Below are 25768 nucleotides of genomic sequence, written 5' to 3' on the forward strand. Positions count from 1 at the left end.
TGTTTTAACTTGTAAACGATAAGAGCATGGTTTGAGCGTCGGTGACATCAGTAATGATAGGTGTTTAATGAAATAACACATTCATACCGACCCCGCGAGAGAGGCAACGACTACACTGCCGTAAGAAGCGAAACTGTGCTTGCGAACATAAAATAAGTTTGCCGTTTAGCTAACAGAATTAAATGACAATCGAGCGCTATAAACGATAGCGCTCGAATTAATGAAATGAGTAATAAGGGCTAGTCGCTCCCGACATCCTTAAAGCAGTGTGATTACGAATGCACCTTTACGACAGTAAGTGTCAATTCACAAGCGTACAGGTTTGCGCATAAGAAATGCGCTTGTTTTTTTCGCATAAGTGTTCACCCACCAGGGATAATGCGACGTTACAACAAGGTCCCCGTCCAGCCGTGAGGTTGCGCGGCGAGGGTTTGCACATGTCACTTTAATTTTGTGTCTTAACGGCTGTACGAAAACAGAGTTAGATACAATGAAAAGAATGTTAATTAATGCAACTCAGCAAGAAGAGTTGCGCGTTGCCCTTGTTGATGGGCAGCGGTTGTACGATTTAGATATAGAAAGTCCTGGACACGAGCAGAAAAAAGCAAACATCTACAAGGGTAAAATTACCCGTGTTGAACCAAGCTTAGAAGCTGCTTTTGTTGACTACGGCGCAGAGCGCCATGGTTTCCTACCCCTCAAAGAAATCGCCCGCACTTACTTCCCTAAAGGTTATAAATTCGAAGGCCGCCCCAACATCAAAGATGTGATTAAAGAAGGCCAAGAAGTTATTGTTCAAATTGACAAAGAAGAACGCGGACAAAAAGGCGCTGCATTAACCACATTTCTATCTCTAGCGGGTAGCTATTTGGTGCTCATGCCAAACAACCCACGCGCAGGCGGTATCTCGCGCCGCATTGAGGGCGATGAGCGCACTGAGCTTAAAGAGTCTCTGAGCAAATTAGATCTACCAGACGGCATGGGCTTGATTGTTCGCACTGCTGGTGTAGGTAAATCTTACGAAGAATTAGAGTGGGATTTAAAAGTACTGCTTACCCATTGGGAAGCCATTTCAAGCGTAGCTGAGGAGCGCGAAGCCCCTTTCTTAATCCACCAAGAAAGTAATGTAATTGTACGTGCTATCCGTGACTACCTACGCCGCGATATTGGCGAAATCCTTATCGATAAAACCAGTATTTACGAGCAAGCCTTACAGCACATTCAATTGGTACGTCCAGACTTCGCTAACCGCGTAAAACTATACCGCGGCGAAGTTCCGTTATTCAGCCACTACCAAATTGAAAGCCAAATTGAATCTGCATTCCAGCGTGAAGTGCGCTTACCATCTGGCGGCTCAATTGTTATCGACCCTACAGAAGCGCTGACTTCAATTGATATTAACTCTGCCCGCGCAACAAAGGGTGGCGATATTGAAGAGACTGCGCTTAATACAAACTTAGAAGCGGCAGACGAAATTGCACGTCAGTTACGTTTACGTGACTTAGGTGGCTTAGTTGTTATTGATTTCATCGACATGACACCAGTACGCCACCAGCGTGAAGTTGAAAATCGCATGAAAGATGCGGTAAGAAGCGATAGAGCACGTGTGCAGCTAGGTCGTATCTCTCGCTTTGGCCTTCTAGAAATGTCTCGTCAGCGCTTACGCCCTTCTTTGGGCGAGTCAGCGCATATTGTGTGCCCGCGCTGTTCTGGCCATGGTACTATTCGCGGTACTGAGTCTTTAGCACTGTCTATTCTTCGCATTTTGGAAGAAGAGAGCATCAAAGAAAACACCGGCCAAATTGAAGCACAATTACCTGTGCCTGTTGCAACCTATTTGCTTAATGAAAAGCGTAAATCTATTCAACAATTAGAAAAGCGTCATGGCGTTGATTTACTGCTTATTCCTAATGCAAACTTGGATACGCCGCACTACCAAGTACTGCGCCGCCGCCCAGATGACGTTGTGTCTGAAGCAAGCTACGACGTAGAGTTGATGCCAGCCGTAGAAGCAGAAGCAGAAAAAACCACCACGTCTGCACCTGTTAAGCGTGAAGAGCCTGCCCTTAAAGGCTTAGTTGCACCAACCGCTGCACCTGTTGTTGCTCCTAAAGAAGAGCAAGCCAAGAAAGCTGACGATGTGCCATCACTATTTGCTCGATTCGGCAAATGGATAAGCGATTTATTCGGTAGCGAAAGCGAAGAAGAAACGAATAAAGACAAGAAACCACAGTCAGACAATAGGAATAGAAATAACCGCAGCCGCAACAACGATGATCGTCGTCGCAAGCCGCGTAATAAGAATAACCGTCGTGGCAATCAGTCTCAAAACCGAGACCAAAGTAAAGATCAAAACCGCGATGGCGAGCAGCAAGATAACCGCAAACCGCGCAATGACCAGCGACAAGAACAGCGCCAAGACCAAGACGACAAGCGCAATAATAAGGGCCGCAAGCCTCGAAAAGCGCAACAGCCTCGTGACGAGCAACAAAAGGCTAAGCAAGACAAGCATGACGGCGAACAGCAAGAAAACCAAGCGCAGAAAAAGCGTGAAGTTGCTGAGCGCAGAAAACGCCGAGATAAACGCCGCAGCGTTCGCGTGAAGAAAGACGACAATGCAGTAAATACTGCAGAGCAAAACGACGCTCAGTCTGCTTCAACGTCACAAGAAGCGCCAGCGCAGAAAAAGCAAAAGGCCGATGCAAAGCCTCAGTCGCAAAAGCCTTCGAAAGCTGATAAAGCAGAGGCTCAAACTGACAATGCGGCAACACAAACGCAAGAAGTCAAAAAGCCTGCACCGAAAGCAGCTGAGAAGCCAGTTGAAGAAAAACCAGTAGCTGATGTGGCCGTTGTTGATGAAAAACAAACCACAGAAAGCGCAGAAGCAACTGAAACAAACGGTGAAGACAATGGGCAAAAACGTGAAGGCCGAGGCCGTTCTCGTCGTTCGCCTCGTCATGTTCGCGCAGCAGGTCAACGCCGTAAGAAAGAGTCTCAGCAAGTTGATGATGCAGAAACTCAGGCCAAACAGCCAGGCGAACTTGCACCTCAAGACGCCGAAGCTACCGTAAGCGCCTCTTCAACAACAGAATCACCTATTGTTGAGGAAACACAAGCGCAAGAGCCTGGTCAATTAGCACCAGCCGAAGCGCAGCCTGTAACGAAACAAGAGAAGCAAGAACAAGCGGCACTTGATGTAGAAGCTGTTCAGGATGAGCTTCAATTTGATGCAGAGCCTCCAGCGGCAGATAAACCTTCAGCGGCAGAAAAGCCAGCTTCAGCGCAGGAAGACGCGCCTGAAGACGTAGCGCCATCAGCTAGCACCAAGCCTGAAGTTAAAGCTGAACCTAAACCAAGCGAAGTGAAAGCCCCTTCTGTAAAAGAAGATGCTAAAGTTGACGCACCAAAAGCTAAAGACGACTCAGAAGCATCACCTGAACAAGTTGAAATCAACTTGGCAGATGCAGCTGAATCTAAAGGCTCAGAGCAAGTGAACGAAGCAAGCGCTGAATCATCGACTCAAGAAGCACAAGAAACAGCGACAGCAGTTGCTCAAGATAATACTGCGAAAGCAAAGATTTCTGTGGTAACAAGCCTTGCAGCGAGTGGCAAAGGTAAACGCGGTGCCTCGCACCCTATGGCGCTACCAGCAGCTGTTAGCGATGCGTTCATCGACGTAGCCCTTACTGCGAAAGCTGATGATTCAAGACCTAAGCTTGCTGTATCAGGTAAAACAGCGGCAATGGCTTATGTAACATCTCGAGCATCTGCATCGACAACGCTACCTCAGTCGGTTGACGCTGTAGTTGAGGCGAAAGCCGTGGCTGAATAACTGTTCAGGCACGCTAGCGTTTAGCTAGGCAAATGATTTAAAAGCCGCTTTCGAGCGGCTTTTTCTTTTGCTACAGTATTTTAAGTCACCTTTTTAGTTCACTTAAGGCGAAGTTAAGTAAAACAGTGAAAGATGCGGTAAACGAAAAATTTCTACATTGGTTAAACCAAGTATGCGGCGCGCGGGTTGTAGAAGCAGAAATGATCCAACCTCTATGGAGCGGTTTTGGTGCCTGCTTTCGTGCCAAATTAAACCGTTCTCACGACATTGCTATAACCAACAGCAAGCAAGCCAACAAACAAAACGAACACCACATTAAAGACCAACCCAGCCATGTAAATATTCCCAAGGAAGAGCCATGGGAAGATAACACTGCGCGTGTGGTTGTTAAATGTGCATCGCCGCCTAAAAACTTGTCGCATCCTAAGGGGTGGAATGGCTTAGCCAGTCACAAAAGAAAGTGTCGTTCATTTCGCGTGGAGAACCATTTTTACAGCGCGATGCAGTTGCAAACCAATGAAAAATGCAGGACAGCAAAATATCTCACACACGATGAAAATGGCGAAGCCAGTCTTCTTGTAATGGAAGACCTAGCCCACAGTGGTTATTCACGAACCGCAACGTCGCTAACCGTAGAGAGCGCCAAAACTGTACTAACGTGGTTGGCTTATTTTCACGCATGCTTTTTAACGGTTAAACGTGAAATCGATGGCCAAGATACTACGCTTTGGCGCGAAGGCACTTACTGGCACCTAGGCACGCGTGAAGATGAATTTAAAGCAATGCCAAGTGGCCCACTAAAACTGAACGCTCGCACTATTGCCAAACGCCTTAGTGACGCGCGTTATCAAACTTTAGTTCACGGTGACGCTAAAGTTGCTAATTTTTGCTTTTCTCAAGACTTTGCATCTTGCGCCGCCGTCGACTTCCAATACGTGGGCTATGGTGTAGGCGTTAAAGACGTCGCTTATTTTCTTGGCAGCGCGTTAACAACCGAGCAGCACATTGCTCATCGCGACTTACTGCTAGATTGCTATTTCAACGTACTAGAAGAGGCTCTGTGTGTGAGATTATACCAAAGTAAACATACTTGCCCTTTTGATGACATCGACATTAAGCACGTTGTTGAACAATGGAGAGGGCTTTACGCTTTTGCCTGTGCAGACTTTTACCGCTTTTTAGCCGGTTGGAGCCCTGAGCATTGGAAAATTGATACTGAATTGCAATATCAAACAGACATTGCTTTAGCAGCGCTGGCAGCGCTGGCAGCGAGTGGGTAAGTCAATTTACGGTAACAGCGCGTTTTTTATCAGTAAAAACTGTTCCATTAAATAAAACTTAGCGTATGTACAGGCAAATAATCATAGTGTATTTGCCAATGTATAAACGCAAACTTTATCTTTTTGGCTTGCTATCAACGTTTATCTTGCTGATAGCTTTAGCTAGCGCTGCTGTTTCGGCCCACTTGACGCGTAGTAACCTAACCCAAGCACAGCTAGCCCAATCACTTTTGTCTGAGCATCAGCAACTTTCCAGTATTTCATACCGACTCTTTAAGCAACTTACTGATGAGCTAATTTTTGGTAAAAACGCAAACCAAGCCAAAGTGCGCAATAAGCAACAACAAATTGAGAATTCACTTGAGCGTATAAAATCGTTAGAACTTGCGCAACGCGACGCCTTGGGGATAGAGGCGACACTAGGCAGCGTTGAAGATACTGATGAGTTAGAAGCGCTCATAAAAAGTATTGTCGAAGAGTTTAGAGAGATTGCACTTAGCAATGATAAAACACCGCTCAACCAGCAACAACGGCTTCAAACGCTACTTGAAGTAACAATAGACAACCAATTTAGAGAGGCCATTAACGCCGCTGTAAATCGACAAACGGGTGTGGTTTCTCGTATTAGCGCGAGCATTGAAACGCTCAATACCAGCATCGTCTGGTTTACAATTTGTCTAGGCCTTATTACCTGCCCATTTATATTATTGGGTTGCTATTGGCTTTTTCACGCACTCTATCAGCCCTTAACCGTAATTCGCACAGGCACAGATGCCATTGCGTCAGGCAATTATCACTATCGGCTTCCCGAGACACTCGACAGCGAATTTACAGACTTAGTGAAAGCACTAAACTCTATGATTGTTAGGCTGCAAGAACATGAAGATCAAGCCGACGCACACCGAAAACATTTAGAGTTTGAAGTAGAAAGCAGAACGCGGGCGCTCAAAGAGGCTAACAATAAACTCACTCAACTAGACGCCAAACGTCGTCAATTTATGGCCGATGTTAGTCATGAACTGCGTACACCATTAACCATTATTCGCGGTGAAGCACAAGTGACACTAAGACAAGCAGCGGCAAGCAATGAAATTTACAAAGAAACGCTAGAAACCATACTCGAACAGGCCATCAACTTAAGTAAATTGGTTGACGACTTGCTGCTTTTAGCCCGTGCCGAAATGCACGAATTCACTGTGGATTTGGTAAAAACCAACCTATATTCATTGTTAAATCAGCATATGCCGTTATGGCAGAAGCTAACAAAACCCAGAGTATTTAATATAGACTGGCAGGCACAACAAAATCTTCAAGTACTTGTCGACAAAGACCGTATTATTCAGGTTTTAACCATTCTTATTGAAAATGCGCATAAGTACTCTGAAATTAATGCACCTATTTCCTTGCGAATTGAAACTGACTCTCCTTACATAAAAGTCTCGGTAATAGATACAGGTGAAGGTATATCATCAAGCGACTTGCAACATGTATTCGAGCGATTTGTTAGGCTTAAGCGTAAAGGCAATGGTATGGGTTTAGGCTTATCAATAGCGAAGGCGATCGCACAAGCGCATAACGGAACATTAACCGCAGAATCTACGCTGGGTAAGGGCTCACAATTTACGTTAGCGTTGCCTATGTTAGAGGAAAATACTGAAATGCAGGCAGCGTTACCATCTAAGAAATAGGGTCACAATATGAAAATTCTTATTGCCGATGACGAGGCACCACTATTGCGTTTTCTATCAAGAGGTTTGAGCGCTGAAGGCTTTGAATGTGTTGAAGAACCTGCCTTGCATAACTTGGTTACTCGTATACGCCATGAATCACCAGCCATCATAGTTCTTGATAGAATGTTTGGTGATGAAGACAGTGTGGAATTGTTACCCGCCATCAAATCGCTGCCACAAGCGCCCATGGTTTTGTTGCTCACTGCGGTTGATGAAGTTCGCGAACGCGTGAATGGTTTGAAACAAGGTGCCGATGACTATTTGTGTAAACCTTTTGATTTCGACGAATTGCTGGCACGCATAACGGCGCTCAGTCGCAGAGTAACGCACAACCCCGTTTCTAGTAGCTTACTTCAAATTGGCCCTCTGGTAATTGACGACGAATCTCGTATAGCTACGCTGGGTGACCACGAAATGACGCTCACTAAGTTAGAATACGACATGCTGTACTACTTTGCGGAAAACGCTGAGAAAGTACTTTCCCGTGAACGGATTTTAAGCAGAGTGTGGCGAAGCCACAGCGATCCACTCACTAACGTGGTAGATGTATATATAAGTCGGCTACGTCAAAAGCTACAAGACAATGAAGCTGTTTCGATAGAGACACTGAGGGGTAACGGGTACCGATTGACCATCAAAAACTAGTCACGTCCTCTCATTGCCTATTGCGTTACAGTTTATCGAAGATTAAAAACCAACTTTCTTTGCACTGGTCGTCAATAGACGCCGACCAGTACCTCTAATACCCTTTTTAGGGCTTATTAGCGCCAAGTCGCTTCATATCGATATGGGGAATATCGTCTTCTAAGTACATAGGTGATGTAGCTTCAAACCCAAAGCTATTGTAAAAGCCCTTTAAATATTCTTGCGCGCCTATTTCAATATCGCAGTTTGGCCACAAGGCTTCACAGTGTTTTATCGCTTCACGCATAAGCTGTTTACCAGCGCCCTTCCCTCTGAACGCTTCAGTTGTGGCAACCCGGCCAATACTCACCGACGGATAACTCACACCTTGCGCCAGTAATCTTGCACACGCTACTAACGTATTATCTTGAAATCCCATCAGATGGCGTGTTTGTGGATGACGGTCTTTTTCATCTAGCTCTGGGTAGGCACAGTTTTGCTCAACAACAAAAACGTTTACACGAAGTTTAAGTAAATCGAAGAGTTGATGATTGGTAAGTTCATTAAATGTTAGAGCGTGCCAAGAAACCATGTTACCTCAATGAATTGTTTGTATAACTAAATGAATGGAGCGCTGCCCCAGAACCTTTACGAATGCGAAAATTCGACGCCCCTTTTTTACGTGTAACCCTAACAGATTTTTCTAAAAAAGTGCCCTTCAAAATGTGTATAACAGGATGCCGAACTTGTAGATTTCATACTATGGTATCGTTAAGGTGTTACCATATCATAGACACGCACTAATATCAGACGCAGCACTAAGCATGAGCGATCATCGCAATATCAGAAAATACAACAAACCCGCTGGTGGATGGGGCGCACTAAAAAGCATAACCCAAAGCTGGATTAAAAGTGAAAAGCCGATTAAAAACTTTCGGGCCATGCTAAAAACCAATCAGGACAAAGGTTTTGACTGCCCGGGTTGTGCATGGGGTGAATCACCAGAAAGTGGTTTAGTTAAGTTTTGTGAAAATGGCGCTAAGGCGGTGAACTGGGAGTCTACTGGCCGCTATGTTGATCCAGAATTTTTCTCTAACTATTCGGTCGCATCCCTAAGGAAGCACAGTGACTACTGGCTGGAGTCACAAGGCAGACTCACTCACCCAATGCGTTACAACGCTCAGACAGACTATTACGAGCCAGTGTCATGGGACGATGCTTTTTCGCTTATCGCCAAACATTTAAACGGTTTACGCTCACCTCACCAAGCGGAATTTTATACCTCTGGACGAGCGAGTAATGAAGCAGCCTATTTATACCAACTTTTTGTGCGCGCATTTGGTACTAATAACTTCCCTGATTGCTCAAATATGTGCCACGAAGCGTCAGGCCAAGGCATGAAGTCTACAATAGGTGTAGGCAAAGGCACGGTCACCTTCAACGATTTAGCAGAAGCAGACACCATACTTGTTATCGGCCAAAACCCAGGCACCAATCACCCTCGAATGCTAGAGCCCCTTCGTGAAGCTGTGCGACGAGGTGCGCAAGTAGTCTGCTTTAATCCATTAAAAGAGCGTGGCCTTGAGCGATTTCAGAACCCGCAGCATGCTGTGGAGATGCTAACCAACGGTTCAGAGCCAACCAATACCGCTTACTTTAGGCCAGCTCTAGGCGGCGACATGGCTGTAATGCGCGGCATTGCTAAATGGCTTTTCACCTGGGAACAAGAGGCGAAAGCTAATGATATGCCTTCGGTGTTAGACCACGATTTTATTAATACGCATACCAACGGAATGGATGACTATTTAGCGGCAGTAGATGCGACAAGCTGGGAACATATTGAGGCGCAAAGTGGCTTGTCGAAAGATGAAATTCATCGCGCAGCAACCATGTACAGACGCGGTAAACGAGTGATCATGTGTTGGGCAATGGGAATAACGCAGCACAAACACTCAGTTGCTACGGTTCAGGAAATAGTAAATGTTCAACTTTTACGTGGCAACGTTGGCAAGCCTGGGGCGGGGCTATCACCTGTTCGAGGTCATAGCAATGTACAGGGCGATAGAACCGTAGGTATTAACGAAGTGCCGCCTAAAGCGTTACTCGACGCGCTAGAAAACAAGTTTAAGTTTGCAGTACCTCGGGAAAAAGGTCACAACACCATACAAGCGATCCAAGCCATGGAAAAAGGTGAAGCAAAAGTGTTCATTGGCTTAGGCGGTAATTTCGCACAAGCAACACCCGATACACCTCGCACCCACGCCGCGCTCTCGAAATGCGAGTTGACCGTACATATCGCTACGAAGTTGAATCGCTCTCACCTGACCACAGGGAAAGATGCACTTATTTTACCTTGCTTGGGTAGAACTGAAATTGACATGCAGGCAGAGGGACAACAAGGCGTGACCGTTGAAGATACGTTCTCTATGGTCCATATCTCTTATGGTCAGCTTCCACCAAGCTCTCCTTCGCTGCGTTCTGAACCCGCTATCATTGCAGGTATCGCTAAGGCGACGCTCGGCAACACTCCCGTTGACTGGGATTTTTTAATTAGCCACTACAATAACATTCGAGACCTCATCGCAGATACCATAGAAGGCTTCGAAGATTTTAATACTAAACTTGCCCAACCGGGTGGCTTTCATTTAGGAAATGCAGCGAGCGAAAAACGCTGGCTTACGCCTTCAGGGAAAGCCGATTTCAAGCCTAATAGCCTGCTCGCTTCGTTGCTAAATGCCGAAATGCTTGCATTGGGTGAAAAGCCCGATCTTATCTTGCAAACACTGCGTTCACACGATCAATACAACACTACTATTTATGGGATGGATGACAGATATAGAAATGTATTTGGCGCAAGAGATGTATTGTTTGTCAATGAAAGTGATATTAAGAAGCTAGGGTTTAGTGATGGCGATAAAGTAGATATAACGTCGCTTTGGAATGATGGTAAGACCCGTAAAGTAAAGCAGTTTATGTTGGTGGCATATGATATCCCTGAAGGCCAAGCCGCTGCGTATTACCCAGAAACTAACCCGCTAGTTCCACTAGAAAGCTATGGCGATGGTTCTTTCACACCTACGTCTAAATTTATTGCAATTAAGCTTTCAAAAGCCGAACCTGATGGCCGAATTGCGGTATCTGCGCTTTAGTTTGATAGAAATGGGTCTATGAAGAAAGCTATGTTAGAGATCGTAAGGACTCCTTGGCTAGCGGTGCGATATTATGTTCGCGGGGCTATATTACGCATGCAGGGCAATTTTAAGCGTGCGGCGCATACGCCCTCGGTGGGTCGTGCTTGGGCACATGAATGAGAGTAACACCATAGCGGTTTGCCCACTTTACTGATAAAGCAGTGGGTGCAGATAACGTTACTAATATCCCTAACTTAGCGCGAATAGCTTTTTGCACCAGTTCTAAACTGCAGCGACTGGTTAATACAACAACATTTTCTGGTAAATACAATTGCTTCACTGCAATAGCACCAATTAGCTTATCAAAAGCATTATGTCTGCCAATATCTTCGCGGCAAGCCAGTACATTTCGCTTTGTGTCAATGTAAAGTGCTGCGTGCACTGCCCCTGTTACTTTGGCTTGCACTTGGGCGCTAGAAATAAGGCCCCTTAGACCTTTAAACCAACCGCTGTTTAGCGTAGGTAGCTGAGTTTTAATGAGGCTGGCATTCAATGGCGTTAGCTCAGGCATGGCACTTTCAAGCGCTTCAATACCACAAAGCCCGCAGCCCGACACCCCTGTCATCTGTCGTTTTTTTTCTTTTAATTTCCAAAAAGCCTGATTCGAAATTTCAACGTCGGCATTGATATGTTCGTTGTGATGCGCAATTTCAATACCGTATAGTTGCCTTGGGTGCTCAACAATATGGTTGCTTAAGCTAAACCCAACAATAAAGTCTTCAATATCACAGGGAGTAACCAGCATTACCGCAAAATTAATGCCGTTGTAACTAATACTTAAGGCAACTTTTTCTGCCAAGTCAAAAGCTTGTGTGTAAGGTTTTTCACTTAAAACCTGTGCGAGAGGCATCAACTCATCGGATCTTGAAAGTGCTGTTAGCTTCTTTTCACTTCTTTCTAACTTACATGAGGTCGCATTGGGCTTAATGTTATCGGTCATGTGGCCAGTCACTTGGTGCATTTACATTCAACCAGTGTGCAGAACTTTGGCCTGATTTTTCTTGAAGCGCCGCGGCTCCTACTTCTTCTAAGAACCCTACTACACGCCGTTTTTTTTCTTTAACCAAGTAACTGTTTAGCGCATTTTCGGTTGCCTGAGTAACGGGTAAATAAAAAGGTAAGAAGCGATTTTCAACATAGCACGCTGCGTTATGCTCACGACCGCTAGAAACCAACTGTGTTAAAAACTGAGGAGTCATTTGTGGCATGTCTACGGGCAGCACTAAAAGCTCGAAAAACGAGTTTGAGGGGCATAATGCATGAAGCGCAGCATGAACGCCTCCTAAAGGACCAACATCTTGAATTTTGTCATTTAAAAACCCCGGTTCATTTCTGCTAACCATGATTTCACTGCACTTCGCGCTTTGTAATAGCGAAGTCGCGCGGTCAATTAATGTATTACCTTTATAGCACATTAACGCTTTATCTTGCCCCATTCTGCGTGACTGCCCCCCGGCTAGCACAAGACCTATAAGCACATTGTCATCTTCCTATGTTTATCTATTACATCACGCATTATTACTTACAAAAATAACGTAATGCATATTTTTAACACTTGCTACAGTTTGCCATAAACTCGATTGTGAGTTTACAAAGGAAACAGCATTAATAAGCGCCACGTTAGTTAAATTTAAAAAAATGGAACACGTGGGCGACAATACTCGTCACTTTTGGGACTTTACATACTGTATTGTTTTTGACGTTGCGCTTTGGGTCGTCTTCTTTTAATAACCATTCCTGTAGAGAGTAAAAACAGCCAGACAGTCGCAGCTTCACTTACCGCATGAGTAACCGAAGTTAAATAACCAATATCGGCAAACGACGCCACTGTCGTATCACTTAACGTAATAGGAAAAGGGCCAATAAACCCCGTCATTAAATCAGAAGCGCCCCCAGGCCATGGTTCATCCCAATGGCTATTTGCCGTCCCATCTCCACCATTGAGCTCGACAGGAACAAACTCTGCATTTTCAACAAACTCTTTACGGTAAATATCCAAAGCATATTGCCCTGTATAGCGACCAGATCCATTGATATAGTTTGATTGACTGCCTGGAATAAAAGAATCGGTTGTCCACAACGTTCCGAACCCAATCACATGGGCCATTTCGTGAACAATGACATCAAATAGCTGATCGCGATTTTCCAATCGTGCTAAATCTGCGCTATCGAATTGCATTCTTCCTCTGTTCGAAAATACATACGGGCTATCTGAAAAACGGGTTATTCCTGTAAAAAAAGCAGAGCCTAAAACACCTCCAGGTCCATCAATGTTAACGCCACTTGCTTCGATGACAATGCTATGATTAAACGAACTTTGAACTCCCGTTAAATAAGATTCCCAAAAGTCAATGGCTTCACCGAAGAGGCTTGACTGAGACAGTGTTAAACCTCCGCGATCATTTATTGAAATGCTAAACAATCCGGCATTTACTGGGAATGAAATACCTACAGCAACCACAAAACTTAGCACTAACTTAAGTGAGCCATTCATGGCTTTCCTCCAAAAAACTAAGAAACAACGTAATAAGCGGATGAAACAGTAATGTTTGAAAAATTATAGTAGTAAAAACAGGAGTATGTAATTTAATTGAAGTTGTATATGTAGCGGCAGAATTGAAGAATTCTGAAGGAAGTCATTAAGTATTTATAAAAAGAAAGCGTATTTAGTGCAAATTACTTTCTACCACAAAGTTTTGGCTTCACATAAATAACAAAAAATTTGCTTGTCGCCGCAAGTTGATATTCTTCGATGACAAGCAAATTTCGCAATGGTTACCAGGTTAAATCATCTGGAATTTCATACTCGGCGTACCAATCGTCTTCATCTTCGTCTTTACCGTCACTGCCGCTTTTATCTAGGTCAGCGCGGTAGACAACGGACGCTTCGTCTCGCTGGGCAATTTTGTCAGCAACAGGGGTAGGCACAAGTTCGTAGGCATCGTCTAATAGCACAACGGCCAAGCGCCCCTTTGTCACTTGCTTATGCACTTCGTCGCTAACGTACATCCTCTTAACTACGTTATCGTGGGTAAAGTTAAGCAAGGTTTCCCCGTCTCGTGGCTGTTTATTTACAGTAATAAGCTGTTTTACTTGCGCCACAATTGAGCGTTTTTCTCGCTCTTGCTGCTGAAGTTGATTTAACTCGCGAGAGCGTGCTTTCTTCTCTTCAGCCGCTTGTTGCGCAGCAATGGTCGCTTCATCCACAACGGGCTGCTTCTGCTTATTTTTCTGCTTTTGCTTTTTACGCTTATCGGCGCGAGCTTGCTTTGCAGACGCTTTATCGGCCAAACCGGCTTTCAAAAGTTGGTCTTGTAACGAGGCCATAATTAACTCTCTATCAATCTGGGAATACGCTTCCGTCATAAAATCATTATCGACATTTCATGACGCAACAAGCCCGAACAAGTTCGGGCTTATAGATATTGGCTTAAGGCTTATTTTACCCTTGCTCTACTTAATTTACTTACTTTTTTTCGCTTTCGCTGCAGGCTTTTTGGCAGCTTGTTCTTGCCACTTTCCATCGTCATACCAAGCAGACCAACCTGTGGCTTTTCCGTTGTCATTTTCGGACATTACGTATTGCTGTTTAGTCTTTCTACTGTAACGGACTATCGCAGCGTTACCGTCCGGATCAGTCTTTGGTGCATCAGCAAGATAGTAGAATTTCGGCGAAATTCTATCCCTGAAACGTGCAAGTTCTTCCACTTTCGGCGCACGAGTCTCGCGCGACTTCGGGAAGTTATGAGCCGCCAAAAAGATTCCAGACGCACCGTCTCTAAGCATAAAGTGGGCATCGGATTTTTCACACGGTAGTTCAGGTAAGTCTACCGGATCTTCTTTAGGCGGCGCAGCTTCACCGTTTCTAAGCAGCTTACGCGTATTTTTACACTCTTCATTGGTACAGCCGAAATACTTTCCAAATCGACCGTTCTTAAGCTCCATATCGCTGCCACATTTGTCGCACTCGATAATTGGGCCATCGTAACCTTTAATTTTAAATGTTCCGGTTTCTACCAACGTACCGTCACAGGTTGGCGTGTTACCGCAAACATGGAGTTTACGTGTCTCGTCAACCAAGTAGCTATCCATGGCGGTGCCGCATTTTGGGCAACGCTTTTTAGAACGAAGCGCTTCTGTTTCAAGCTCTTCCTCATCGTCCACCTTAACCACTTCATCACCTGGGGTTAAGTTCATGGTATTTGTACAACGTTCTTTAGGAGGCAAGTTATAACCTGAGCAACCTAGGAACACCCCGGTTGATGCAGTTCTAACGTTCATTTCGCGACCACATTTATCGCATTCAATGCCCGCAGGAACAGCTTGATTCAGACGCATACCGCCCTCTTCAGGGTCTTTTTCTGCGTTTAACAGTTTGCCGTAGAAACCGCTGTAAAAATCGTTAAGGACATCTTTCCAGTCTTTATTGCCTTCGGCAATATCATCGAGATGCTGCTCCATGTTGGCAGTGAAATCATAACTCATTAAATCGTCAAAGTTTTCCATTAGACGATCGTTGACAATTTCCCCCATTTTCTCGGCATAAAAACGTTTATTTTCTAAACGTACATAGCCACGATCTTGAATCGTGGAAATAATACTGGCGTACGTTGACGGTCGGCCAATTCCACGTTTTTCAAGCTCTTTCACCAAAGACGCCTCGTTAAAACGCGCCACTGGTTTGGTAAAGTGCTGTTTAGGGTCAAGCGCCTTTAAGTCCAGTACATCGCCTTTTTGAACATCCGGCAGCATAAGCTCTTCTTCGCCTTTCTTGCGAAGCTGTGGCTGTACGCGGGTCCAACCGTCAAATTTAAGGACGCGGCCTTTTGCGGTTAGCTCGTAATCGCCTGCGGCAACTTTTATGGTAGTTGCATCGTATTTAGCTGGCGTCATTTGACACGCCAAGAATTGACGCCAAATCAGCTCATACAAACGCTGTGCATCACGTTCCATATCACCTAGGCTAGCCGCGCTAACATTTACATTAGAAGGGCGAATAGCCTCGTGCGCTTCTTGCGCCCCTTCTTTGCTGCCGTAGCGATTTGGCGAGTCAGGCAGGTACTTATCTCCAAAATTATCCGAGATGTATGACCTTGCACTGTCTAACGCTTCTTGACTTAAGTTCGTCGAGTCGGTACGCATGTAGGTTATGTAACCTGCTTCGTACAAGCGCTGCGCCATCATCATGGTTTTCTTTACACCAAAACCTAAGCGCGTACTTGCTGCTTGCTGCAGTGTAGAGGTAATAAACGGCGCTGACGGTCGGCTTTGCGTTGGTTTTGACTCGCGGCTTTCTACTGTGTAATTTGCCCCTTCTAATTCAGCCAACGCTTTATCAGTCTCAGCTTTATTTTTGGGCTTAAAGCCGCTGCCTTGGTACTTAGCAACCAACATGCGAAGTGCCGCTTTTTGCTGGCTGCTTAGGTCGGCGTGCACGTCCCAGAACTCTTCAGGAACAAAAGCTTTGATTTCTCGCTCGCGCTCAACAACCAAGCGAACGGCTACCGATTGAACGCGTCCCGCAGAAAGGCCTCGAGCAATTTTTTTCCACAATAGTGGAGATACCATGAAACCAACCACGCGGTCTAAGAATCGTCGTGCTTGCTGCGCATTTACGCGAGAAATGTTTAACTCACCGGGGTCTGAGAACGCGTCTTGAATAGCATTTTTGGTGATTTCGTTAAACACCACGCGCTGATAAGTCTTATCTTTTTTACCCAATAACTCTTGTAAGTGCCACGCAATCGCCTCCCCTTCGCGATCCAAATCGGTTGCGAGATAGATAGTGTCGGCATCTTTGGCTAGCTTTTTAAGCTCGTTTACAACTTTTTCTTTCCCTTGCAAAACTTGATAATGAGCCTTCCAGTCTTTTTCTGGATCTACACCCATTCTGTCTACAAGTTTCAAATATTCGTGACGACGAAGATATTCTTGGCGCTCTTCTTCGCTCAAAGTTTTGAGTTCTTTAGCCGGTTTTTTAGGCTCAACTTTGCCTAATGCCTTCGTTGGAAGATCTCGCACGTGGCCAACTGAACTTTTTACGATAAAATCTTTACCGAGATATTTATTTATCGTTTTCGCTTTGGCTGGTGACTCGACTATGACCAGTGATTTTGCCATATAATTGAACTAAACCTATTGATTTTAAATGACTAATTAAGTCAATTACTGAAAATTGGAGCAGCCTTGTACTATATATAGGGTGCTCGCTCTTTTTTAACATATATCTACAAAGTGAATGGAAAACAAGATCTTCTTCATACTTATTCTTCCCTTCGCTTTAAACGCACTCAAAAACTGTACAAAAAACAACCTCTGCGATTGGCATCGGCCTTAAAAGCCGTATAATGCCAGCCATTCCAAGCAAGCCTGACATTGATTTCAGGTTAAAAAAGTGCGTCGTTAGGCCCCGTGTAAAAACGAAAGCGTAGCCGATATTTGGAATAATTTTGGCAATACGAATGAAAAAATAGCATACGGGTCAAACGTAAAAACACCAAGAAAGAGGGAAAGTATGAAGCAGTTTGAAGTTAATTTTGATGGTTTAGTAGGTCCTACCCATAACTATGCCGGTCTGTCATTTGGCAATGTTGCTTCCCTGAACAACGCGAATGCGATAAGCAGTCCAAAGCAAGCAGCCAAACAAGGTCTTGCTAAAGCAAAAGCTTTATCTGACATGGGCATGGTTCAAGGCGTTTTGGCACCGCAAGAACGCCCTGACATTGCTGCACTTCGTCGATTGGGCTTTACAGGCTCTGATGCCCGCGTACTAGAAAGCGCTGCAAAGCATTCTCGCGAGATTTTCCTTGCTTGTTGCTCTGCTAGTAGCATGTGGACTGCAAATGCCGCTACTGTGTCTCCTAGTGCCGATACTGCCGATGGACGCGTTCACTTTACCCCTGCCAATTTAACTAATAAGTTTCATCGTTCGCTTGAACCACAAGTAACGGGCAATATTTTGCGCGGCACTTTCGCCAACGAAAAGCACTTTGCACACCACCAGCATTTACCCGATAACGAACACTTCGGGGACGAAGGGGCAGCTAACCATACCCGCCTTTGCAGTAATTATGGGCAAGCTGGCGTTGAGTTATTTGTCTACGGTCGTCACGCATTCGATACCAGCAAGCCTGCGCCGAAGAAATTCCCGGCCCGTCAAACCTTGGAAGCATGCCAAGCGGTTGCGCGCCTTCATGGCCTAGACGACGATGGCGTGGTTTATATGCAGCAGAACCCAGACGTAATCGACCAAGGTGTATTCCACAACGATGTGATCGCCGTTGGTAACCAAAACGTGTTGTTTTTCCACGAACAAGCGTTTTATCAAAAAGATGCTGGTTTCAAAGAACTTCAAGCCAAGTTTGGTAGTGAACCACTTCACTTTATTGAAGTTCCTACTGCCGAAGTGTCTGTTCAAGACGCAGTTAAAACGTACTTGTTCAATACACAAATTATTACGCTTCCTAGCGGCGATATGACAATAATCGCTCCTACAGAATGCGAGGAAAACGAAGCGGTTAAACGCTATTTAGACAAGCTTGTTACACTGGGTACCCCCATCAAGTCTGTAAACTATTTTGATGTCAAACAAAGCATGCGAAACGGCGGCGGACCTGCTTGCTTACGACTACGTGTTGCCATGAATGACCAAGAGCTTGCAGCTGTGAACCAAAATACGTTAATTAGCGACGCCCAATTTACTCGTTTAAATACATGGGTCGACAAACACTACCGCGATGAATTAAGCGAAGATGACTTGCGTGATCCGCAATTATTAATTGAATCACGCACAGCCCTAGATGAGCTTACTCAAATTTTGAAAATTGGCTCTGTTTATCCGTTCCAGCAAAGCTAGATAACGCAAGATACTTAGAAAGTCGGAACAAGACAGTCGATTCGCCCTGTTTAAAATCAGGTCAAGTAGGCGTTACCTTTAAGCTGTCGTTCCCCGCATAAAAAATCCAGTAGCATTTTTGTTTACTGGATTTTTTTATGCCATGAATTCGGCCTAGTCAAACAAACTCTCTTCAATCGCCTCAAATAAATGTGTGATGGCGCTAGCGCAAGTCCATTCTTCAGTTTTTTTCACCTTTCTTTCAAAAAATACTGCCGATTTACTCTAAACATACAAAGACCTGAAATCGACACGCTACTGGCAGAGGGGCCACCAGCGTCAATTCAAACGTTGCAATTTTTGTTAGTTTTGAACGTGTTTTTATCGATATTTTGTTTATACGTACTTTTTAGAAAGTGGCGGTTATTGAACTGGCACCTAGTATCTAGAGTTTTCCATTTAATTTTCTTGTGCGCGTCGGCCTTGTGTCTTATGTGGGCAGCACATCTAAAGCTCTTAATGCCAATAATAATGCTTAGTTGAACAACGACATCTGGGGTAACTCCTTTGACAGCTATTGCCGCTGTTGAAGGAGAAGCGCAGCTCTTGCTGCTTTCTTCAATTTATTAAAGCGAGTACTTTTCTTTCATTCGCTTGAACAATGCCCTTTTTTCTTCTTTATTCATTTCCAAAAATGCGTTTACACGAGCATTTATTTTGGCTCTGCGTTTGTTCTCTCGGTCAATCATTGCTTTAAATCGAGGATCGTCAGACAGTGGCTGAATCATGGGGCTTTCCCAATACATAAATGGAGAAAATGAAGCAACTGTGCTTTTACCAATACCCTGCTCAATCAACGCTAGATGCTCGAACGCCTTGTCGAAATTATCAAGCATTGTAAATGACTCTGCATGAGCTAAATGGAAATCATATTCATCTTTGTAAGACGGGTTAAGTTTGAAGTTAAAGACATCGTCTAAATGCTCTTGCCAACCTTCTTGGTTACGCAATTTCATTAAGTAAGCCATGAACGTATGCTCCCGCGGAGACCTTGAGCGTTTTATTGCGCGTATCAGCTTGTCGTAATTTTTGTTTATCTCTCCTGCATCGGCAAATTTCAGCATGATTTCAGCATATTGTCTTGATAACCACGACCTATAGGTTACATTTTCATCTATTTGTAATATCAAATCGACAGCTTCTTTTGGAGCGGAACGGCCTAAGCCAAATAAACGGTAGATAGGCCCTAGCTCAGCATTTAGTGGAAGTTCAGCCAACCCATTCAAGTTAAGGTCTCTGCCTAATTCTGTTTCTATCCTGATTTTGAGTTCTTTTATATTGGAAGCGGCAATTTTACTCTCGATCATATAAGCCAAGACATAAGCGTCGAAATAGCGGCGTTTGTGAAACAATTCAAATGCCTTTTCAGCGGATTGGGATACGCCTGTACCATTTGACATTACTGCGACATATTCTTCTTTTAGCTTGTTGTACGAGTCATTATCGTTTTGCCGTAAGTAGATATCCGCCATGCTGACATAAGGGCCAGTCACGTTCGCATCTAGCTCTTTTGCCCGTTTATAAAGTGCTAATGCCTGCGCTAAATCATCTTGTTTTTCAAAAATTAACCCTTTTACATACACTGGCGCCCAATACTCGGGTGCCAGCGTAATAGCTTCGTGAATAAACAACAATGCTTCTTCTAAGGAGCAGCGTTCTTTCTCGGCGCCAGAACTGGCACACGCGAGATGATACAGCGCTTCCGCACCCAAGTACTCCACATCTGAAGCGTTGGATGCAATGGCTCTATCAAGTAGACTTCTCGCTTTCATCAAATGGTCAGACCTGCCTCCAAAATATGATGAAAGTGAATAATAAGCTGCAAGCGACACTAACGGAGGATAAAAGTCAGGCTGAATATCCAAGGCCCTATTTAGATAAGGTATAGCCTCTGCCCACTCATACCACAGCTGACTGCGCACAGTTTGCATACCTTTAAGGTAATTAGCGTACGCACTAGGCTTGATAGCTTGATGATCTGAATAACCTATGGGCAACGCTTTTGCGTCGCCGAGATAACGAAAATTAGTTAGAACACTTTTATAGATTTCAATGAGACTATTTTCATCAAACTGATGCTGCTCGGTCCAAAGCATTTTTTGTGTATTAGCGTGAACAAGCGAGATAGAAATAGTTTTTTCATTTTTGACCGTGTTTACAGAGCCAGTAATTATATGGGAAACGTCCAAAACGCTGGCAATCTCATCGAGTTTCAAACGTGAGTCGAGCCTATCTACCGCCATCGGAGAAGCCACTCTCACATGCTGTTGAAAACTAATTTGCATCGCAATTTCATACCCTAGTCCTTTTGCCAAGTTACTTAACTCCGGGTCTGAACCAATCACTTCGAACGGCAGAACTGCAATACTATCTATGTGTTTAGGTGCAAATTTATTGTGAGCGAAGTAGCCAGCCAAAACGATAATAAAGAGGCATAGGGCCGATATAATTAAATTGAACGTGGTTAGCCGTCGCGAAAGCCCTGCATAACGCGCAGTTTTTGGTGGCGTGCTTTCTCTCACCACATTTTCATCTAATTCCCCACCTTGCTGGTCGACTTCTGCGAATGCTTCTTCTAATAAAGCAGTATTCAATAAGTAGCCGCGCTTAGGGACGGTCTTAATAGCTTTTTCTGCTCCGGGTTTAAAGTCTTTTAAAGCCTTGCGAATATCTGAGATTGCGCGAGTCAACGACTCATCAGCGCCAAAGCGACCTGGCCACACTATTTCAAGCACATGCTCTTTTTCAACAAGGTTGTTTGCGCTCTCAGCGAGCAGAGCAAAAACACGGGTACATTTGGGGGAGAGTCGAATCTGACGATTATGTTTCAAATAATGAAGAGAAGTGTTCAGCGTGAGACTGCCAAAGCTATAAATTTCCTTAAAGTCATTCATCAACCCTTCCTTGTAAACAGATAAATGCCGAACGTTAATTTGATTTATATTGCTAAAAACTGAGATGCGTTACAAGTTTTCGCGCATTCGCGATAGTAGTTTGAAGTTAAGCACGAAAATGAGCTACAAACAAATCCGTTTGCTCTCTCATTCCAATAGATAAGAGTGAAGAGATAGATGAGTTATCGAATAAAGAAGCTGCTCTGGCTTACATCAAAGTAAGTAGTGTTAAAGAGAACGGCCCTTAAGAAAGACCGTTCTGATAAATGAAATGCGCTATGGCGAAACCAGCGTACATTGGTCGGTAACCCCAAATGGATTCGCAGGTGGTGACGCTCCCTCATCGTTTAAGTCGTCACCAGAGATGCTCAATGTGTAGCGCATTTTAGCGCTTGCTTCACTGCCTGTAGATTGACCAAACACAGAGATGACCGCGTCGTACCAAACCGCGTAACTTCTTGGGTATCTATATTCTAACTCTGCATAGCCGTTTTCATCCGTTACCGCCGCACCATTCGCAAAAGAGATAGTGCCCACTAAACCAGGAGTAAGCATACCGTCACCATTGGTATCTTCATCACGTGGTGTGGTGTCTAGAATGCCGTTGTCGTTTACATCTTCTGTTTCACAGTTTTGGTTAACCACTGCAGCCCATTGCGATGCATCATCGTCAAACACCCAAAAGCCTGTTCTGTATTCACCACCGTTCACATACTTAACTGGCGCTACAGATGCAGTCAAATTCACGCCACTCACTGGCTGACCTGCTGAATCTGAAACAAATACACCGAAACGTTTCAAATAAGAAGTTGCCGTGGCTTCTTCTAACTCATTGCCCGTACCTAATGAAATATCAAACGCACGAGCACCTACTGTTAGTACAACATCGTCATCAATTGCAGGGTCGTCTGCTACAAATGCAGTTACTACTACCGCATCTTGTGTCGATACCGATCCAGAGGTAAACACTGTCGTCGCTATACCTTTGCTGTCTGTTGTAGACTGCGACGGAGAAACAAACCCAGTTGAAACGTCTGATACAGAGAAGTTAATAACGCTGTTCTTAACTAAGTTACCATCAATATCTCGCACTACTGCGCTAATGGTACTAGTTTGACCATCTGGGCCCAGAATGTCTGGCGACGCATCTGCAATAAGGGTGTGAGGCGTAGTTGCAATAAATTCAATTTGCGTTAATGCGGATACCAGCACATTTCCGCTTCCGTCGCTCGCTGACGCTGTAATAGATGAGATACCAGCGTTGTTTGCACTAATATCAATACTCGCCTGCCCTTGTGCGTCTGTGGCCACGGTTGAGCTTCCTGAGATAACACCTCTAGAAGCACTGAACGTTACGTTCTCCCCCACTACCGGAGAATTATTTTGTCGCCATTGAACTGTAATGGTTTGCGATTGACCCAGAGGCACTTCTTCAGTTGGCAAATTAACAAAGTTAAACTCATCTTGCTGTACTTGAACGGTAAAACTAGCCTCAGCATTAAGCGCTGTTGCAGTAATTGTATCTTCACCTGATGCAGATGCCGTGTAAGTTACCGTTGCTTGACCGTTTGCGCCAGTGTTGACAGTGGTGCTACTTAACGTGCCGTTGGCCGCACTTAATACAACGTTCTGATTCAGAATTGATGTACCGTCTGAGTCTTGAACACGAATGGTGTAGTCTACGCTATCGTTCAAAATAACTGATGAAGCGCCATTGATGGTGACTTCCGTACCCGAGATCGTGATATCAACCGTTTGAGAGAGGCTGCCAGCCCCTGCAGTAATCGTAATAGTGCGGTTAGACGCATCGTTTTGCGATGTTAAAATAGCGCGCGCAGTGCCGTCAGCAGCAGTTTGAGGCTGCGTTAACTGTATTTCAACGCCATCGCCAGATGCTGCAGAAAAACTCACGTCCACGCCTTCCATTAACACGCTTTGTTCGTTTTTAACCAAAGCGATTAGCTCAACTTGGTCGCTACCACTTGACGCAAGCTGAATGCTGTTTGCATAAAGTTCTAGCGATGCTGGTTCTTCACTTACTCCCGTGTTACCTGTAGAGCTAAAGGTTGTTGAATCTGATTCACCCGTAGCGAGCGTAGCCGTTACTTCACCATCGCCAGAAGCACTCCCTACTGACATTCCAATTGTCGCCACACCATCTGCATTCGTAAGTGCTGTAGCGGTATCGTTTGAAAACGTAGCGAGTTGGTCATTACTTAGTGAGAAAGTAAGTAGTAAGTCAGCTTGAGGTTCACCCAACGAGTTGGTGACCGTTGCTAAAGCAACCAACGCATTGCTTGGCGACAAACTATTGTCCGCCTCTCCTGATGAGTTCTGCAACGCTAAAGAAACACCAATGGTGGTTGGGTCAGTGGTATTAACAGCCGTTGCCGAAAAAGTTGTTGTTCCTGTCTCACCAGAGCCAAGTGTTGCCGTTATTTCCCCATCGCCAGACGCGGTACTGGCATTAAGGCGTAGCCTGGCAACACCGCTTGAATTTGTGCGAGCCGTGCCCGTGTCATTACCAAACTCAGCTAAATTTTCGTTACTTAGCGTGAATGTGAGCAACGCATTACTGTGAGGGCTGCCGTTTTGGTCTGTGACCGTCGCTACAACAAACAAACTGTTATCTTCTGATAGATTGTTATCGCTTGCGCCGCTCGAATTTTCCAATGACAAAGCAATTGAATAAGAAGGTGTTGGCGTACCGCCGCCCCCATTTCCGTCATCTGAGTCATCTCGAGAGACTGATGAACCACTCCCACCGCATGCTGCTAGCATAAATAATGCGCTAATAAGGCTTAGCGTTTTCGCTAATGTCGACATAATTCGTTCCTGAACCTCTTTTATTGACAATTGCGTCGTTTTTTATGTTTAAAAATCAACTGAATCTGGCAAACTACGGAAGATTAGAAATATAAAAATGTACAGGAAACATTAATGTCTTCATCTGCACACAAGTTAAGTCTAACCGCCCGCATATTTATCGGCATGGCTGCCGGTATCTTGACTGGCGTCTTACTCCAAGTATTGTTTGATGATAGCGGAGATTTCGCTTTTTCGATATTCGGTTTCGAGTTCTCAACGTATAACTTTCTTGTCGAAGGTATATTTTCCACTCTTGGTCAGATATTTATCGCCAGCTTGAAAATGCTGGTAGTCCCTCTAGTTTTCGTTTCTCTTATTTGTGGCACTAGTACGCTTACCGATCCAAGTAAACTAGGTAGACTTGGGGCGAAATCCGTTGGTTTATATATTGTCACAACGGCCATTGCGATAACACTGGCCATGAGTATGGCATTATTGTTCTCACCTGGCGAAGGTGCAAACATGATGACAGAAGTTGTCTACGAGGCTAAAGAAGCGCCCAGCCTTTCTGACGTTATTGTTAATATGTTCCCAAGTAATCCTATTAACTCGATGGCGCAAGGCAATATGCTTCAAATTATAGTTTTTGCAGTGCTATTTGGCATAGCAATGGCCATGACTGGCGATGCAGGGAAGCGACTGACTGCTATTTTCGAAGACATTAACACCGTTATTATGCGCCTTGTAACCATTATTATGAATTTGGCACCTTATGGCGTATTCGTTTTAATGGCTAAACTATTTGCAACCGTTGGCGGTGATACCATATTTAAGCTGGCTAAATACTTCTTCTTGGTGTTTGCTGTGCTGATTATTCACGGCTTAGTAACCTATTCGGCGTTGCTTAAGCTTTTATCTGGCTTAAGCCCCGTGATGCTGTTTAGAAAAATGCGCGACGCCGCTTTGTTCGCATTTAGTACATCAAGCAGCAGCGCAACCTTACCTGTCACAATGGAAACAGCGAGAAATAAACTTGGCGTAGGTAAATCTGTGTCGTCGTTTACATTACCGTTAGGTGCAACCATTAACATGGACGGCACTGCAATTATGCAAGGTGTAGCTACAGTGTTTATTGCACAGGTTTATGCGGTAGATCTCACAATGAGCGATTACCTAATGGTTATTCTTACCGCTACCCTAGCTTCTATTGGCACTGCGGGTGTTCCGGGCGTAGGTTTGATTATGCTGGCAATGGTCTTGCAACAAGTGAACTTACCTGTTGAGGGTATTGCGTTGATTATCGGCGTGGACCGACTGCTTGACATGACGCGTACCGCGGTAAATATCACAGGTGACTGCATGGTGTCGTGTATTGTAGCGAAAAGTGAAGGTGAACTTGACGCATCAGTCTTCAACGACCCGAAAGCTGGACTGAAAGAAGAAGATGTTGATTTCCAACACTTCGATAAAAATGGGTAACATGCTTTTATTGCAAAATTTCGAAGCTTGTACCAC

15 protein-coding genes are annotated in these 25768 nt (G+C 44.6%); 7 read left to right on the forward strand and 8 right to left on the reverse strand.

Annotated elements, in window-relative coordinates; all coding sequences use genetic code 11:
- Positions 1–490 precede the first annotated feature (490 nt).
- The 4 genes from rne (at position 491) to ACHUFN_RS01830 (ending at position 7487) form a co-directional block, all read left to right on the forward strand.
- On the forward strand, positions 491–3832 hold the full coding sequence (gene rne / locus ACHUFN_RS01815) for a ribonuclease E (protein WP_394220615.1): 3342 nt from the start codon (positions 491–493) through the stop codon (positions 3830–3832).
- Between the two features lie 125 nt (positions 3833–3957).
- Entirely contained in the window at positions 3958–5112 is a 1155-nt protein-coding gene (locus tag ACHUFN_RS01820; RefSeq protein WP_394220616.1) for an oxidoreductase family protein, read from the forward strand.
- Between the two features lie 98 nt (positions 5113–5210).
- Positions 5211–6800, forward strand: a complete 1590-nt coding sequence (locus tag ACHUFN_RS01825; RefSeq protein ID WP_394220617.1) for a sensor histidine kinase — start codon at positions 5211–5213, stop codon at positions 6798–6800.
- 9 nt (positions 6801–6809) lie between these two features.
- Positions 6810–7487 carry a response regulator transcription factor gene (locus tag ACHUFN_RS01830; protein ID WP_394220618.1) on the forward strand — a complete coding sequence of 226 codons (678 nt, stop codon included), beginning with the start codon at positions 6810–6812 and terminating at the stop codon, positions 7485–7487.
- Positions 7488–7593: 106 nt separating this feature from the next.
- Here ACHUFN_RS01830 and ACHUFN_RS01835 read toward each other — a convergent pair whose 3' ends face one another.
- Complete coding sequence (locus ACHUFN_RS01835) at positions 7594–8058, reverse strand: GNAT family N-acetyltransferase (protein WP_394220619.1); 465 nt, start codon at positions 8056–8058, stop codon at positions 7594–7596.
- A 232-nt stretch (positions 8059–8290) separates the two neighbouring features.
- Here ACHUFN_RS01835 and ACHUFN_RS01840 point away from each other — a divergent pair, with 232 nt between their 5' ends.
- Positions 8291–10615, forward strand: coding sequence for an FdhF/YdeP family oxidoreductase (locus tag ACHUFN_RS01840; protein ID WP_394220620.1), 2325 nt, complete (start codon positions 8291–8293; stop codon positions 10613–10615).
- Positions 10616–10724: 109 nt separating this feature from the next.
- On the opposite strand, the gene fdhD is transcribed toward ACHUFN_RS01840, so the two are convergent.
- The 5 genes from fdhD to topA all read right to left on the reverse strand — a co-directional run bounded on the left by fdhD (position 10725) and on the right by topA (position 16777).
- The gene (gene fdhD, locus ACHUFN_RS01845) at positions 10725–11597 is read right to left on the reverse strand and encodes a formate dehydrogenase accessory sulfurtransferase FdhD (RefSeq protein WP_394220621.1); all 873 of its coding nucleotides are present in this window, start codon (positions 11595–11597) and stop codon (positions 10725–10727) included.
- On the reverse strand, positions 11587–12135 hold the full coding sequence (mobA, locus tag ACHUFN_RS01850; protein WP_394220622.1) for a molybdenum cofactor guanylyltransferase: 549 nt from the start codon (positions 12133–12135) through the stop codon (positions 11587–11589). The genes fdhD and mobA overlap by 11 nt, the downstream gene beginning before the upstream one ends.
- A 200-nt stretch (positions 12136–12335) precedes the next feature.
- Positions 12336–13151: a zinc metalloprotease gene (locus ACHUFN_RS01855; protein WP_394220623.1), complete on the reverse strand. Its 816-nt coding sequence runs from the start codon at positions 13149–13151 to the stop codon at positions 12336–12338.
- Between the two features lie 281 nt (positions 13152–13432).
- Positions 13433–13984, reverse strand: a complete 552-nt coding sequence (locus ACHUFN_RS01860; RefSeq protein ID WP_394220624.1) for a DUF2058 domain-containing protein — start codon at positions 13982–13984, stop codon at positions 13433–13435.
- A gap of 135 nt (positions 13985–14119) precedes the next feature.
- Positions 14120–16777 (reverse strand): type I DNA topoisomerase, encoded by a 2658-nt coding sequence (gene topA / locus ACHUFN_RS01865; RefSeq protein WP_394220625.1) that lies wholly within the window; start codon positions 16775–16777, stop codon positions 14120–14122.
- A gap of 394 nt (positions 16778–17171) precedes the next feature.
- Between topA and astB the strand changes: the two genes are divergently transcribed.
- Positions 17172–18512, forward strand: coding sequence for an N-succinylarginine dihydrolase (astB, locus tag ACHUFN_RS01870; RefSeq protein ID WP_394220626.1), 1341 nt, complete (start codon positions 17172–17174; stop codon positions 18510–18512).
- A 605-nt stretch (positions 18513–19117) separates the two neighbouring features.
- On the opposite strand, the gene ACHUFN_RS01875 is transcribed toward astB, so the two are convergent.
- Positions 19118–21445, reverse strand: coding sequence for a winged helix-turn-helix domain-containing tetratricopeptide repeat protein (locus ACHUFN_RS01875; RefSeq protein WP_394220627.1), 2328 nt, complete (start codon positions 21443–21445; stop codon positions 19118–19120).
- 276 nt (positions 21446–21721) lie between these two features.
- A complete protein-coding gene (locus tag ACHUFN_RS01880) occupies positions 21722–24271 on the reverse strand; it encodes a beta strand repeat-containing protein (RefSeq protein WP_394220628.1) in 2550 nt (849 codons plus the stop codon).
- A gap of 114 nt (positions 24272–24385) precedes the next feature.
- On the opposite strand from ACHUFN_RS01880, the gene ACHUFN_RS01885 reads away from it, so the two are divergent.
- Positions 24386–25732: a dicarboxylate/amino acid:cation symporter gene (locus ACHUFN_RS01885; protein WP_394220629.1), complete on the forward strand. Its 1347-nt coding sequence runs from the start codon at positions 24386–24388 to the stop codon at positions 25730–25732.
- The last annotated feature ends 36 nt before the right edge of the window (positions 25733–25768 follow it).

Source organism: Alteromonas gracilis, from assembly GCF_043642145.1.
GTDB lineage: Bacteria > Pseudomonadota > Gammaproteobacteria > Enterobacterales > Alteromonadaceae > Alteromonas > Alteromonas gracilis_B.